We start from the raw sequence: 14,149 nt of genomic DNA on the forward strand, positions 1-14,149 counted from the left end.
TCGGTGGGCATTTGGCGGTCTTACCGGCTTCGGGTGCAGCGGCAGCGCTGGCTTGTGCGCGCGTTTCGCAAGCGTCGCGAACTGAAGGCCGTCGCCAATCGCACCGGCCAGATCAAGCCCGATGACATCCTCGTCTTTTCGACCTTTCGCAACGAAGACGTCCGCCTGCCGCATTTCCTTCAGTATTATTGTGGGCTTGGCGTCAACCATTTCATCATGGTCGACAACGAAAGCACCGATGGCGGTCCTGCCTTTCTGAAGGAACAGCCTGACGTCACGCTGTTTCGGGCGCGTGGCAGCTACAAGAGTGCGCGGTTCGGTGTCGACTGGCTGAACTGGCTACAGCGCAAGTATGCCCACGGGCACTGGGTGCTGGTCGTCGACCCGGACGAACTGCTGGTCTATCCGTTCTGCGACACGCGCCCGTTGCGTGCGCTGACCGACTGGCTGGACGCGTCGTCGATCAAGTCGTTCGGCGCGATGCTGCTGGACATGTATCCCAAGGGGCGGGTGGACGACACGCCCTACCGGCGCGGCAGCGATCCGCTGCGGATCGCGGAATGGTTCGACAGCGGCAACTATGTCATCAACCGCAACCCCAACTTCGGCAACCTGTGGATTCAGGGCGGCCCGCGCGCGCGCACCTTCTTTCCCACCGAACCCGACCGCGCGCCTGCGCTGAACAAGGTGCCGCTGGTCAAGTGGGACAAGCGCTATGCCTATGTCAGCAGCACGCACATGCTGCTGCCGCGCGGCCGGAACCTGGTCTACGACGAATGGGGCGGCGAAAAGGCCAGCGGCGTGCTGCTGCACACGAAATTCCTGTCCACCTTCACCGACAAGGCGCGCGAAGAGATGGAACGCGGCCAGCACTATGCCAACAGTCACGAATACCGCGCCTATGCCGCGACCGGCGACGCGAACCCGGACCTGTGGTGCAAGTGGTCGGAACGCTACATCAACTGGCGGCAGTTGGAGATTCTTGGGATCATGTCCAAGGGGAACTGGGCGTGACCGTCGGCGTCGTCATGCTGGTTCACACGGCCTTTGACCGGGCAGAGCAATTGGCCCGGCATTGGGTGGCTGGCGGCTGCCCTGTCGTGATTCACGTCGACAAGACAGTGAACGATGCCAGTTACGACAGCTTTGCCGTCGCCCTGTCTGATCTGGATCAGGTGAAATTCAGCAAGCGGCAGCGATGCGAATGGGGGACATGGGGAATTGTAGCGGGTACACAGTCCGCGTGCGAGCTGATGCTGAAGTCGTTCCCGCAAGTGCGGCATGTCTTTCTGGCCTCCGGGTCGTGCATGCCGCTGCGCCCGGTGAGAGAGTTGCGCCGCTACCTCGACAGCCGCCCGCGGACCGACTTCATCGAAAGTGCCACCACGGCCGACGTGCCCTGGACGGTCGGCGGGCTCGATCAGGAACGCTTTACCCTGCGGTTTCCGTTCTCGTGGCGCAGGAACCGCTACCTGTTTGACCGCTATGTCGCGCTGCAACGTCTGGTGCGGTTCCGTCGCAGGATCCCCGACGGCCTCGTTCCGCACATGGGATCGCAGTGGTGGTGCCTGACGCGGCAGACGCTGTCCGCCATCCTTCAGGACCCGGACCGCCCCGCCTACGACAAGTATTTCGCAAAGGTGTGGATTCCGGATGAAAGCTATTTCCAGACTCTGGTGCGGGTCTATTCGACCAGCATCGAAAGCCGGTCACTGACCCTGTCGAAGTTCGACTTTCAAGGCAAACCGCACATCTTTTATGACGATCACCTGCAACTGCTGCGGCGGTCGGACTGCTTTGTCGCGCGCAAGGTCTGGCCGCGGGCGGACCGGCTGTATCAGGCGTTCCTGCTCGAGGATGCGGCGACGATGAAGGGGGCAGAGCCCAACCCCGGCAAGATCGACCGCATCTTTGCCAAGGCGGTGGATCGGCGCACGAAGGGGCGGCCCGGGCTTTACATGCAAAGCCGCTGGCCGAACGAGGACTGGGAAAACGGCATCACCTGCGCGCCCTATTCGGTGTTCGGCGGCTTTGCCGAGTTGTTCGAGAATTTCGAGCCCTGGCTGGCGAAGATTACCGGCGCGCAGGTGCATGGCCATCTGTATGCGCCGGACCGGGTGCAGTTCGACGGGCGGCAGCAGTTCTTCAACGGGGCGATGTCCGACCATGCCGGCATCCGCGACCACAACCCGCAGATGTTCCTGACGAACCTGATCTGGAACACCCGTGGCGAACGACAGGCGTTTCAGTTCGGACCCTCGGACACGCAAAAGATCAGCTGGATGATCGCCAAGGACCCGAATGCGCAGGTCAGCGTGATCTCGGGCTGCTGGGCGGTGCCACTGTTCCAGTCAAACCGCAACTTCGCCGATCTGCGGCACGAGGCGGCGCATTTGCAGCGGATCGAGAACGAACATCTGGCCGCCCTGCGGTCGCGCTGGGCCAAGGCGCGCGTGCGCATCTGGACGATGGCGGATTTCATCGAATCCCCGATGGAAGCGTTGCAGGTGATCGTGGATGAGATGACGGGCAAGACGACGCGTCGCCTGACGGAAGCGCCGCGTATGTATGACCTGACCGGTTTCGGGCAATTCCTGCAGAACCTCAAGAACCAGGGAATGCACCCCTACTTGATGGGCGACTTCCCGGTCGAGACCGCCCCCCTCAATCAGGCCCCGAAACCGCGCAAACCCTATCTGGTGAAGTGATTTGTCAAAATTCGACTACTTCATCGTCTTCGCGGAAATGCGGACTGGTTCCAATTTCCTTGAAGCGAACCTGAACATATTCGACGGTATCGCTTGCCTGGGCGAGGTGTTCAACCCGCACTTCATCGGCTACCCCAACAGCGCCGACGTGTTGGGCGTGACCATCAACCAGCGCGAAACCGATCCGCAGGGTCTGATCGACCGCGTGAAAGCGGCAGAGGGGGTGAACGGCTTTCGATTTTTCAACGACCACGATTCCCGCGTGCTGGACATTGCGCTGACGGACCCGCGCTGTGCCAAGATCGTGCTGACGCGCAATCCGGTGGACAGTTTCGTCAGCTGGAAGATCGCGAAATCCACCGGCCAGTGGAAATTGACGAATGTCACCCAGCAGAAGACCCAGCAAGTGCCGTTCGACGCGGACGAATTCGAAGCGCATCTGGTCGCGCTTCAGGCGTTTCAGGTCCGCATCCTGAATACCCTGCAACGCAGTGGACAGACGGCGTTCCACGTCGCCTACGAGGATTTGCAGGACGTCGAGGTGATGAACGGGCTTGTCCGCTGGCTGGGTGTCGACAGCCAGATCACGTCCCTGAACAAGAAGCTGAAAAAGCAGAACCCCGATCCGATGGCCGACAAGGTCGCCAACTTTGCGCAGATGGAACAGGCGCTTGCGCGCATGGACCGGTTCAACCTGTCGCGCACCCCCAATTTCGAACCGCGCCGGGGTCCGATGATTCCGACCTATGTCGCAGCCGCCGACAGCCCGCTGCTGTTCATGCCACTGAAATCCGGGCCGAACGGCGTGGTGCAGGGCTGGCTGGCGGCGCTGGACGGCAAGAGCGTCGAGGCGCTGGAAACCGGGTTCAGCCAGAAGACCCTGCGGGATTGGCTGTGCGCCCATCCCGGCCACCGCAAGTTCACCGTCGTGCGGCATCCGGTCGTGTGGGCGCATACGGCGTTCTGCGACAGGATCGTGTCCAACGGTCCCGGCAGTTTTGCCGAAATTCGCGCGACCCTGCGCAAGGTCCACGGCGTCGAAGTGCCAGACGGTGGCCCGGTGCCGGAAACGGATGTCGTCTACAACATGCAGGCCCACCGTCGGGCGTTCCTCGCCTTTCTGAAGTTCCTGAAGAACAACCTGTCCGCGCAGACCGCTGTACGCACGGATGCCGCTTGGGCCTCGCAGGTGTCATTGCTGCAGGGCATGGCGGATTTCGGGTTGGCGGATGTCATCGTGCGTGAACAAACGATGCGCGGCGACCTTGCGCGACTGGCGGCGCAGATCGGTTGCACTACGATGCCGGCGTTGCCAGACAATGCTGACCCCTTCGCGGCCCGTCTGGCTGCGATCCATGACGATGTGGTGGAAGGTGCTGCGCGCGACGCCTACGGCCGCGATTACGAAGGGTTCGGCTTCGGTCCGTTCCGCTAGGCGGCCTGAGTCGCCTCTGTTTCGGTCAGGATCGTGTACAGGGTTGCCGGATCGCTGTTCGCCCGCAGTTTGGCACAGATGTCAGGGTTGCGCATCGTCCGCGACACGAGGGCCAGGGCCCGCAGGTGTTCCACCCCGGCCTCCTCTGGCGCGATCAGTGCGAAAACCAGATCGACCGGCTGGCGATCCACGGAATCGAAATTCAACGGCTTTTCAAGCCGCAGGAAGATGCCCCGCACCTGGTCCGCGTCGGCCAGTCGCGCGTGGGGCAAGGCAATGCCATGTCCCACGCCGGTCGGACCCAGCCCTTCGCGTTCCACCAACGCTTCGATCACGTCGGCAGAGGTCATGCGATAGGACTGTTCTGCCAGCGCGCCCAGATCATGGAACAGACGCTTCTTGCTCGTGCAACCGCCCAGCACCTTGACGGCGCTTTGCTGCAGGATGTCGGCCAGTTGCATCACATCGTTCCTCAGTCCGGATTTGGCTGTTCAGCCCGCCTCGTGCGGATCGATCCAGCCGATGTTTCCATCGTCGCGCTTGTAGACCACGTTGATGCGGCCTTGCTTTTCGTTGCGGAACACCATGACCTGACTGTGGGACAGCTCCATCTGCATGACGGCTTCGCTGACAGAGATGGAGGGGATCTTCGCCTCGCTCTCGGCCACGATGACCGGTGCATCACTGGTCTGCTCGTCCTCGTCGTTGTCATCCGCCGTTGCAGCGAGGATATACGACCCACCGCCCGAGACTTCAACCGGGTCGGGCCGGTCGCGGTGGTGATCCTTCAGGCGACGCTTGTAGCGACGCAACTGCTTGTCCATCTTCTGGCAACAGGCATCGAAGGCCGCGTAGATTTCGGAGTCGCGACCCGAGGCCTGGACGGTCAGGCCGGTGGACAGGTGGACCACGGATTCCGCCACATGCTCATGCCCGGACTTCGAGAAGACGACATAAGCCTCGGTCGGGCGACCGGCATATTTCGCCAGCGTCTCACCCAGTTCGGATTCGACGTGCGTCTGAAGTGCCGCGCCGATGTCGATCTGTTTTCCGCTGATCTGATACCGCATGATCTCTCCTCTTCTGATGTTATTCAAACACGCAAGGATCAAGGCCGCTGGCGGCCCGAAGTTCCCTTTGCACATGCTGGACAGGATGCTGCTTTCGAGGTTTCCGAAAGCTTAAGGTTTCCGACCGGCGCGGACGCCTTGGTGGAAGGGCGATGGAAAGGCTCTAGCATCATCACGAACATTCAGCGCCATAACGGGTCTGTCTGTCAATGCGGCTCAATTCACGCGGAAGCCTTCGCCAAGGTAGACGCGCTGCACGTTGGCGTCGCGCACGACCTCTTCTGTCGTCCCGCTCATCAGGACCTTGCCGTCATGCAGAATATAGGCGCGGTCCACGATCTGAAGTGTTTCCTGGACGTTGTGATCGGTGATCAGCACACCGATGCCACGGTTCTTGAGGTCGGCAACAAGGTGCCGGATTTCAGCGACTGCGATGGGATCGACACCGGCAAAGGGTTCGTCCAGCAGCACATATTTCGGCCCGGCTGCCAGGCAGCGGGCGATTTCGGCGCGGCGACGCTCTCCGCCGGACAGCGCGACGGCGGGTGCGCGGCGCAGGTGTTCGATCGAGAATTCAGCCAGAAGCTGTTCCAGCCGGTCGCGGCGACGCTTCTTGTCGGGCATGGCGATTTCCAGAACGGCCTTGATGTTGTCCTCGACCGTCAGGCCGCGAAAGATCGACATTTCCTGCGGTAGATATCCGATGCCGCGATTGGCGCGGCGATACATGGGCATGGTCGTCACGTCTTCGCCATCGACCGTCACCTGACCGCCTTCCAGCGTGATCAGGCCGGCGATCAGGTAAAAGCACGTCGTCTTGCCAGACCCGTTCGGACCCAGCAGCGCGACGACCTCGCCCCGCCCCAGATGCAGACTGACGTCGCGGATGACGGGACGCTTGCGATAGCTTTTGCGCAGGTTGGTGACGCGCAGGCCGGTCATGTCGTCTGGCGTCACGTCGCGCGGCATCAGTTGTTGCCGTCCTGCTGGAACACGGTCCGCACGCGCCCCGACATCTGTGCCGTGCCAGAGGTCAAATCCAGCACCATGCTGTCGGCGGACAACGCGCTTTGTCCCTGCGTCAGAAGCACCTCGCCGGTCAGGGTCAGCTGACCGCCTGCAAGGTCGTAGTCGGCCTCTTGCGCTTCTGCCGCCTCGGTCGCGGTTGCGAAAGTGACGCCACCGCTGGCCTGCAACCGCGTGATGTCGCCGGTGTCGGCCCCGTAGGTTACACGCACCTCGGGTGCGGACAGCCGCAGGTCGCCTTGGCCAATGACCACATTGCCGGTGAACACCGCGGACCCGGTGTCCTGATCGACGTTCAGGCTGTCGGCGGTGACCTCGACAGGTGCGTCCGGGTCGGCGTTGACGCCGCCAAGGTCGATGTTCGTCTGGGCCACGGCAGGCAGGGCAAGCATCAGAAGGCCGATGAGGGGAAGGGTGCGGATCACGTCAGTCGTCCTTTGGTGCGGCAGTTGACGGCGTGTATAGCAGTTTAACGCCATTGGTGAAATTCATCTGCTGACCCGTATCGCCGGTTCCCGCCTGAAAGGTCACTTGACCGGCCTGCAACTGACCGAACGGCGCCTGCACCTCGAGTGCGCCGTCGGATGTGACGGTGCCTGTCGCGAGGTCGGCTTGCAGCCCCTTCGTCTCCATCACGTAGCCCGACGAGGTTTCCAAACGCGCGAGCCCGCTGAGTTGCGCTGTCTGCGCGACCGTATCCACCATGCCGGACCCTGCCGTCACGCGCAGCGTGGTGCCGTCTGTGGCGTCCAGAGACAGGCGCGGGCGGTCGATGGTGACCTGCGAGCCACCGTCAGTGTCAGGACGGGCGGCCTCTGCGCTGATCTGAAGAGTGTCGCCGGTGCTGGTCAGCCCGGAAAAGCGAGGGGCCGCAATGCGCTGTTCAGCAGCGGCCGCATCGATGTCGGCGAACGGAATCTCATTCGTCGTGCCGGTGTTGCGCGCGAACAGGAACAGCGTCGACAGCAGCATCAGCGCCGCCAGCGGCAACAGGATCTTGAGCCAGCCGACAAGTTGGGAATGAAAGTTCGTGGTCGTTGCCATGCGTCACACCACGCCCGCGCGCAGGCAATCATGGATGTGCAGGATGCCCGCGACCTTTTCGTCGGGACCCGTGGCGAACAGGCAGGTGATCTTGCGGTCGTTCATGATCGCCACGGCGCGTTCGGCCAGCGCGCCGGTCTGCACGACGGTCGGGTTGCGGGTCATCACCTCGGCCGCCGTGTGATCCAGCAGACCCTTCATGTGGCGTCGCAGGTCGCCGTCGGTGATGACGCCGGCCAGCGTGCCGTCGTCACCGATGATCCCGGCCACGCCAAAGCCCTTTTGCGATATCGTCAGCAGCACGTCGCCCATCGGGGCATCGGCAGCCACAAGTGGCAGTTCCAGTCCGGTGTGCATCAGGTCCGCGACCTTGGCCAGCCGTGCGCCCAGCTTGCCCCCCGGATGCACGTCGCGAAAGTTTTCGGGCGTGAACTTGCGATGCTCCATCAGGGCGATGGCCAGCGCGTCGCCCAGCGCCAGCGTCATGGTGGTCGAAACCGTCGGCACCACGCCGGTGCCGCACGCTTCGCCCAGTTGCGGCAAGACGAGGGCGATGTCCGACTGTTGCAACAATGTGCTGTCGGCGCGACTTGCCACGCCGATCAGCGGGATGCCGAAGCGGCGGGTGTAGGCGACCATGTCCGCCAGTTCCGGCGTCTCGCCCGAATTGGACAGGATGATCACGACGTCGCCGGGTGTCAGCATGCCAAGGTCGCCGTGGCTCGCCTCGGCCGGGTGGACGAAGTGCGAGGGGGTGCCGGTGCTGGCAAAGGTCGCAGCGATCTTGCGCGCGATGTGGCCGGATTTGCCCATGCCGGAGACGATGACCCGGCCCCGGGTCTGCAACAACAGACCGACGGCAGCGGAAAAGCTGCCGTCGAGTGTATCGGCCAATGCCGTCAGTGCGGTAGCTTCGGCCAGAATCACGCGGCGCCCGGCGTCACTGAAGATGCGATCCTGTTCCATCAGTGCGCGAACACGTCGGGATCGGCCCACCCGGCAAGGTCCAGTTGCGCGCGGGTCGGCAGAAAGTCGAAGCAGGATTGCGCCAATGCAGTGCGGCCTTCGCGGTCCAGCCGTTCTTCGAGCACGGCTTTCAACGCATGCAGATACAGCACGTCCGACGCCGCATAGTCCAGCTGTGCGGCGGTCAGGTCGGCGGCCCCCCAATCGCTTTGCTGCTGATGCTTAGAGATATCGGTTCCCACCAACTCGCGCAGAAGTTCCTTCAGGCCGTGGCGGTCGGTAAAGGTGCGGACCAGCTTCGACGCGACCTTGGTGCACCAGACCGGTTGGCACAGCACGCCATAGGCGTTGAACAAGGCGGCAATGTCGAAGCGGCCGAAATGGAACAGCTTGGTCACGCCCGGATCGGCCAGCATCCGGCACAGGTTCGGCGCGGCCGCGATGTTGGGCGAGACTTGGACGAGGTGGCAGTCGCCGTCGCCGCCGGACATCTGGATCAGGCAAAGCCGGTCGCGCCGCGGGATCAACCCCATCGTCTCGCAATCGATCGCGACGACAGGGCCAAGGTCCAGTCCGTCCGGCAGATCGTCGCGGTAAAGATGGTTGGCCATGGGCGCTGTGCCTTCGCTGAAGTGTCTTCCAGATAGGCCGCGCGCGTCACCGGCTCAAGCCCTAAGCGGCCATGCTTGCGGCGAACGATGATCGGATCAGTCAGGATGCGGGCGCAGGCGCGGCTTTCCCTGCAAGGCGCGCCTGTTGCAGACGCCGCCTCAGGCGTCCGTTTCGGCAGTCGGCGCGCGGGCAAGGCGTGCCCTGATCGGAAGGTGATCCGAAGCGGCGCGGGTCAGTGCCGTATCGATCATGTGGACGTCATGCAGCGCAAGGTCGCGTGTCGTGCCGATCCTGTCCAGCGGGGCAAGGCGCCAGCGGGCATGGAACGAATGACCCGGCGACTGCAGCGCGAACCTTTGGCTCAGCGGTCCAAGTCCGCGGCGGGCGGACCACTCGTTCAGGTCCCCAGCAATCAGGGTCGGATGCGGCGGCTGCCCGGACAACCAATCCAGCACCGCGTGCTGCTGGCCCAGACGTGACCGCCGCAACAGCCCCAGATGCAGCCCGACGATCCGCAACGGCCCCATCGGCGTCATGACAGTCGCAGACACGGCACCACGCGGCTCCAACCCCGGAAGGGTAATCCGGTCGACCGACGCCACGGTCCAGTCCGGGCGCACGAGAATCGCGTTGCCGTGCCAGCCAAGACTGACTGCATTCATCGCAAGCGACGCTGGTGACAGTCCGCATTGGGTCATTGCATCGAGGGGCAGGGCGGCTGGCCGCTGGCCCAGCCGCAGATCGGCCTCTTGCAGGATCGCGATATCGCACCGGGCTTCACGCAGGATGGTCAGGATGCGATGCGGATCCCGCCGCCGGTCGGTACCGACGGCCTTGCGGATGTTGTAGCTGACGACGTGAACGGCAGCGGCTGGGTCTTGTGTCACAGGATCGGTGCTCCGATACGAAAGAGTCCTTCGCCGATGCGTCGCATGGCACCGGCGTTCGCAATTCCCACGTCGCAGGACGGTGTGTGTCCGGTAAACCAGTCCGCCAGTTGCGCGACGCTTGTGGGATCATGGACGAACAGTGTGTCCTCGAAGTTAAGCAGCATGCTGCGCACATCGAAGTTCACGGAGCCGACGTAGGCCGATTGGTCGATGATGCCGGCCTTGGCGTGCAGCATGCCGGGTTTGAACAGAAGGATCTTGCAACGCGCCGCCTGCAACTCTCGCAAATAGGCACCACGCGCAAAGTCCGCGATGCGCTGGTTGGACCGGCGCGGCAACATGATGCACACATCGACGCCGCGGCGGCCGGCAACAGACAGCGCCTCGCTCAGCGTGTCGGTCGGCAGAAAGTAGGGCGTGGCAATCCAGACGCGGGTATCGGCCCTGTGGATTGCGTTGATCAGGGTGTCGTGCAGACCGTCGTGGCGCAGGTCCGGCCCGGAGGGCACGAGCTGGGCGATGGTCTTGCCGTCACCGGGTGGTGGTGCGATCACCGGATCATCCGCAGTTCCACCGGTGCCGCGCCAGTCCGACGCAAAGACGCCAGCGCAGCTTTGGACGGCGGGACCCCGCAGGGTAAAGGCCAGATCGGTCCAGACATCCGGCCCGTCGCCCAGGTACTCGTGGCCGATGTTCATTCCGCCCCCAAAGGCCACGGATTGGTCGACCACCATGATCTTGCGGTGATTGCGCAGATTCAGGTGACCACGCATCGGGCGCTGCACCAGCGGCGAGAAAAATCGCACCTCTCCGCCCGCGTCCGACAAGGCGTTCAGGCTTTGCCATGGCGGATTGAGCGTGCCGAGCCGGTCGATGATCAGGCGCACGGCGACGCCCTGGCGCGCCTTCTCGGTCAGTGCCGCCACGAACGCGCGCCCGACGTCGTCACGGGCAACGATATAGAACATGGCGTCGATCTCGTGCTTGGCCCCGGCGATCAGATCGAACAGTGCCGCGCGGGCCGACTGAGGCGTATCGTGCAGCGTGAATGCATGCCCATCGGATGCGCCCGGCAGGCCGTAGGCGCGCAGCATGGCGTCCACATGACAGGCGGGTGGTTGGTCCGACACCGGTAGCAGTTTCAGCGCCTCCGGTCCATTGGCGCGCTTGCGTACCGCCAGGCCGACGAAGAACGGGATGGCGAAATATGGGGCCACGATTAGGAACAGCAGCCACGCCGCCGTCGATTGCGGCGACCTGCGCTGTTGCAGCAAAAACGCCGCCGCGGCAATCACCAGTGCACTGAGAAGCACGATTTCAGCGTGGGTCGTCAGCCAGCTCAGCGGCACGGTGCACTCCTGCGGTAGATGTCACAGGTATGCTGTGGAATCCGGATTGCCAACACGTGGACGGACTTGGGGTTCCGGCTGGCATCACTGCGACGTGCCGATGATGGAATCCAAATCGCGCCACAATGGTTTCGGAAAAGCAGAAGCCGACTTTGGTGCCTAGGAGACGCATCCAATCCCTATATCTTGATGTGCCACAGCGACCGCGCATCTCTGATTTTCAAAGCTTTTCAAGTCATCCACTGTATCAGCCCACTTCACAATGCCCCACGGCATACCATATATTGAGGGGGACACAGAGGGGGACTGGAAATGGCACGGGAAACGAACCGTCTAAGCGCGTCCGGTTTGAAAGCGGCCCCCGCAGGCAAACACGCGGACGGCGCGGGCCTGTGGCTGCACAAGCGCGACGACGGCGGCGCACAGTGGGTCTTGCGCGTCACCACGCACGGGCGGCGGCGCGAGATGGGCCTGGGGGCTTTCCCTGCGGTATCTCTCAAAGCGGCGCGAGAGGCGGCAGAGGCGGCGCGGGCCGTCGTCCGGCAGGGGCTGGACCCGATTAAGGAGCGCGAACGCCAGCGGCGAGCGGCGGCGCGCAACATTCACATGCTGTCCGATATCGCGCTGGACGCATTTGAGAGCCGCAAGGCCGAACTAAAAGGCGACGGCACGGCGGGCCGCTGGTTTTCCCCGCTGGAACTGCACGTCCTGCCCAAGCTGGGCCGCGTCCCTGTCGCTGATATCGACCAGAAGGATATCCGCGACACGCTGGCCCCCATCTGGCACACGAAAGCAGAAACCGCCCGCAAGGCGATGAACCGTCTGGGCATCGTCCTGCGTCACGCGGCGGCGCTGGGCCTTGATGTGGACTTACAGGCGACCGAGAAAGCAAAGGCCCTGCTGGGCAAGCAACGCCACACGGTCACGAACGTCCCCGCGATGAACTGGCGCGACGTGCCTGCCTTCTATCAATCGCTGGGCGGCAGCATCACCGAACTGGCCCTGCGCTTGCTTATCCTGACGGCGGTGCGGTCTGGCCCCCTGCGCATGATGCACCTTGACCAGATCGACGGCGATATCTGGACCATCCCCGCAGCGGCGATGAAAGGCCGTCTGGGGGCCACGTCCGATTTTCGGGTGCCGCTGTCGGCAGAAGCGCAGGCCGTCATCACAGAGGCCCGCAAATTCGCCCGTGACGGGTTCCTGTTCCCCGGTGCCAGGCGCGGCGTCATATCCGACATGACAATGACCGCCTACATGGACAGGCGCGGTCTGTCAGAGCGTCCCCACGGCTTCCGGTCGTCCTTCCGCGACTGGACGGCAGAGGCGACCCAGACCCCGCATGAGGTCGCGGAAACCTGCCTCGGTCACACGACAGGCGGCACTGTGGAACGCGCCTATCGCCGCACGGATTTTCTGGAGCAAAGGCAGGCATTAATGGAACGATGGGCCAATGTTTTAATCAGAATCGGCAATCAAAACGTGAGGTCTATCGCATGAAGCGTTTCATCCTGCTTACCGATGAAGACGGACACATGAGAGATGACATTTACCAATTAGTCGCGAGCGTTGTTTTAGCACCAGATGACTTGGCGTCACAGAGACAACTCTATTGGCTCCTTACCGATGAAAAGGCCCGTTATTTTTCTGGACCAAGAAAAGATTATCGTGAGTCGTCCGTTGTTCAAACGCTAAAATCAAGCTTCGCGAAGTCGGATGGACGAAGGTATGCCGCTGCAATTCTCGCGTTATCCCTTCTAATCCTATCAACAGAAGATAATTTGGAGCCGGACATTGCAGAGGCCCGCAAAGTTGCGATGCGTGTAATTGAAGTGAACAGGGTAAGCAATCATGGCATGTTTTCTGTATTGCATTTTGAGAATGGTTCTTTTGTTAGCCGCAACGTTACGCCCACTGCGGATCGAACTGGCTTCACTCGGGCACTCAAAGAGTTTGGCTCGGTTGCACATATTTACGCTGCGACGTTAATTTATGCGTCTTACGCTACACCTGTGCACCCCTACCACTATAGCGATTTTGATATTTGCCAGATACTTTCCACAGCCGCACACCTAGAGTTTTTGCTTGAAAAGCATGGGTCTTCATACTTTCCATACCTTTGGAGCATTTCAAAAAACTTACCAATAGAAGCGCAAGCTGTGCCGCCCCTACCAATCCCAACCGGACTATATTCTTTCATTGCATCCGGCCTTCCAAACCCAAAATAGGATGTGCACTTCAAGTGCACAGGTGCGCACGTCAAGTGCTCCTTACTAAGTCAGGACATTTCGTTCTTCATGGACCAAGGTAACCCTTGGAGTCCTACAATGAACTACATCACACTTAGCCAGTTAAGTGACAAAATAGGGGGACGTGCGCGGTCTTCCATCTATCGCGACATTGAATCTGGCCGTCTGCCCAAACCGATTAAATTCGGTTCCCGTCTCTATTGGGACGAAGCCGCCATCGACGCGGCAATTCAGAGCATTGCGGGATAAGACCCGCCCCGCTGTGCATGGCACTGGGCGGGGTCGGGAATAATCCGTTGCAAGATTACCGACACCATACGCCCAGCGCCTCAATTTCACAATGAAAAGGAGGCCTGAAAATGGCTAAGACCGACTGGGGCAATGCCCCGTTTACCATCATCAACTTCGACCGCAACCACTTACACATCTACGTCAAAGGTCGCGACAAGTGGGCGCTGGGCCAACTGATCGGCGCGGGCAATCGTGGCTGCACGCCTATTGAAAATCCTGCGCCGCGTTGGTCGGCTTATGTGTTCAACCTGCGCGAAATAGGCGTGCAGATCGACACAGTTCACGAACCACACGGCGGGGATTTTAGCGGATTGCATGGGCGATACATTTTGCGGTCCCGCGTCCTTCCCGGTCATGTGGAGGTCGTTCGATGACCCCCGCAAGCATCCGCCGCCTTTGCCGCCGCTATGGCCTGACCGTCACCCAAGCCCGCCTAGTCGCTGCGCTGCACTATGGGGGTAAGCATGACTGACCCGCACACCCGCCTGACACGCCGCAATGACAAGTGG

Annotated in this window: 16 protein-coding genes; 7 read left to right on the plus strand and 9 right to left on the minus strand. The window is 62.0% G+C overall.

Annotation, left to right across the window (positions count from 1 at the left end; genetic code table 11):
• Positions 1 to 3: 3 nt before the first annotated feature.
• The 3 genes from ACOI1H_RS01105 to ACOI1H_RS01115 are packed head-to-tail and all read left to right on the plus strand — an operon-like array spanning position 4 to position 4,143.
• On the plus strand, positions 4 to 1,014 hold the full coding sequence (locus ACOI1H_RS01105) for a glycosyltransferase family 2 protein (protein WP_422434869.1): 1,011 nt from the start codon (positions 4 to 6) through the stop codon (positions 1,012 to 1,014).
• Positions 1,011 to 2,708, plus strand: coding sequence for a beta-1,6-N-acetylglucosaminyltransferase (locus ACOI1H_RS01110; protein WP_422434870.1), 1,698 nt, complete (start codon positions 1,011 to 1,013; stop codon positions 2,706 to 2,708). The genes ACOI1H_RS01105 and ACOI1H_RS01110 overlap by 4 nt, the downstream gene beginning before the upstream one ends.
• A 1-nt stretch (position 2,709) precedes the next feature.
• Complete coding sequence (locus tag ACOI1H_RS01115) at positions 2,710 to 4,143, plus strand: nodulation protein NodH (protein WP_422434871.1); 1,434 nt, start codon at positions 2,710 to 2,712, stop codon at positions 4,141 to 4,143.
• Here ACOI1H_RS01115 and ACOI1H_RS01120 read toward each other — a convergent pair.
• The 9 genes from ACOI1H_RS01120 to ACOI1H_RS01160 all read right to left on the minus strand — a co-directional run bounded on the left by ACOI1H_RS01120 (position 4,140) and on the right by ACOI1H_RS01160 (position 11,100).
• Positions 4,140 to 4,604 (minus strand): PTS sugar transporter subunit IIA, encoded by a 465-nt coding sequence (locus ACOI1H_RS01120; protein WP_422434872.1) that lies wholly within the window; start codon positions 4,602 to 4,604, stop codon positions 4,140 to 4,142. The genes ACOI1H_RS01115 and ACOI1H_RS01120 overlap by 4 nt on opposite strands.
• Before the next feature lie 30 nt (positions 4,605 to 4,634).
• On the minus strand, positions 4,635 to 5,213 hold the full coding sequence (gene hpf, locus ACOI1H_RS01125; RefSeq protein WP_422434873.1) for a ribosome hibernation-promoting factor, HPF/YfiA family: 579 nt from the start codon (positions 5,211 to 5,213) through the stop codon (positions 4,635 to 4,637).
• Between the two features lie 216 nt (positions 5,214 to 5,429).
• Positions 5,430 to 6,182 carry an LPS export ABC transporter ATP-binding protein gene (lptB, locus tag ACOI1H_RS01130; protein ID WP_422434874.1) on the minus strand — a complete coding sequence of 251 codons (753 nt, stop codon included), beginning with the start codon at positions 6,180 to 6,182 and terminating at the stop codon, positions 5,430 to 5,432.
• Positions 6,182 to 6,631: a lipopolysaccharide transport periplasmic protein LptA gene (lptA, locus tag ACOI1H_RS01135; RefSeq protein WP_422434887.1), complete on the minus strand. Its 450-nt coding sequence runs from the start codon at positions 6,629 to 6,631 to the stop codon at positions 6,182 to 6,184. Before lptA ends, lptB begins: the two co-directional genes overlap by 1 nt.
• Positions 6,632 to 6,665: 34 nt before the next feature.
• Complete coding sequence (locus ACOI1H_RS01140) at positions 6,666 to 7,283, minus strand: hypothetical protein (protein ID WP_422434875.1); 618 nt, start codon at positions 7,281 to 7,283, stop codon at positions 6,666 to 6,668.
• 3 nt (positions 7,284 to 7,286) lie between these two features.
• Positions 7,287 to 8,249 (minus strand): KpsF/GutQ family sugar-phosphate isomerase, encoded by a 963-nt coding sequence (locus ACOI1H_RS01145; protein ID WP_422434876.1) that lies wholly within the window; start codon positions 8,247 to 8,249, stop codon positions 7,287 to 7,289.
• Positions 8,249 to 8,860: a ribonuclease D gene (locus ACOI1H_RS01150; protein WP_422434877.1), complete on the minus strand. Its 612-nt coding sequence runs from the start codon at positions 8,858 to 8,860 to the stop codon at positions 8,249 to 8,251. The genes ACOI1H_RS01145 and ACOI1H_RS01150 overlap by 1 nt, the downstream gene beginning before the upstream one ends.
• A gap of 159 nt (positions 8,861 to 9,019) precedes the next feature.
• On the minus strand, positions 9,020 to 9,748 hold the full coding sequence (locus ACOI1H_RS01155) for an endonuclease/exonuclease/phosphatase family protein (protein ID WP_422434878.1): 729 nt from the start codon (positions 9,746 to 9,748) through the stop codon (positions 9,020 to 9,022).
• On the minus strand, positions 9,745 to 11,100 hold the full coding sequence (locus tag ACOI1H_RS01160) for a phospholipase D-like domain-containing protein (RefSeq protein ID WP_422434879.1): 1,356 nt from the start codon (positions 11,098 to 11,100) through the stop codon (positions 9,745 to 9,747). The genes ACOI1H_RS01155 and ACOI1H_RS01160 overlap by 4 nt, the downstream gene beginning before the upstream one ends.
• A 312-nt stretch (positions 11,101 to 11,412) precedes the next feature.
• Between ACOI1H_RS01160 and ACOI1H_RS01165 the strand changes: the two genes are divergently transcribed.
• The 4 genes from ACOI1H_RS01165 to ACOI1H_RS01180 all read left to right on the plus strand — a co-directional run bounded on the left by ACOI1H_RS01165 (position 11,413) and on the right by ACOI1H_RS01180 (position 14,014).
• Entirely contained in the window at positions 11,413 to 12,600 is a 1,188-nt protein-coding gene (locus ACOI1H_RS01165) for a tyrosine-type recombinase/integrase (protein ID WP_422434880.1), read from the plus strand.
• Positions 12,597 to 13,328: a hypothetical protein gene (locus ACOI1H_RS01170; RefSeq protein WP_422434881.1), complete on the plus strand. Its 732-nt coding sequence runs from the start codon at positions 12,597 to 12,599 to the stop codon at positions 13,326 to 13,328. Before ACOI1H_RS01165 ends, ACOI1H_RS01170 begins: the two co-directional genes overlap by 4 nt.
• 99 nt (positions 13,329 to 13,427) lie before the next feature.
• A complete protein-coding gene (locus ACOI1H_RS01175; protein WP_422434882.1) occupies positions 13,428 to 13,598 on the plus strand; it encodes a helix-turn-helix transcriptional regulator in 171 nt (56 codons plus the stop codon).
• Positions 13,599 to 13,708: 110 nt separating this feature from the next.
• Positions 13,709 to 14,014 carry a winged helix domain-containing protein gene (locus ACOI1H_RS01180; protein WP_422434883.1) on the plus strand — a complete coding sequence of 102 codons (306 nt, stop codon included), beginning with the start codon at positions 13,709 to 13,711 and terminating at the stop codon, positions 14,012 to 14,014.
• Positions 14,015 to 14,149 lie beyond the last annotated feature (135 nt).

Source organism: Loktanella sp. DJP18 (genome assembly GCF_049310965.1).
Taxonomy (GTDB): domain Bacteria; phylum Pseudomonadota; class Alphaproteobacteria; order Rhodobacterales; family Rhodobacteraceae; genus Loktanella.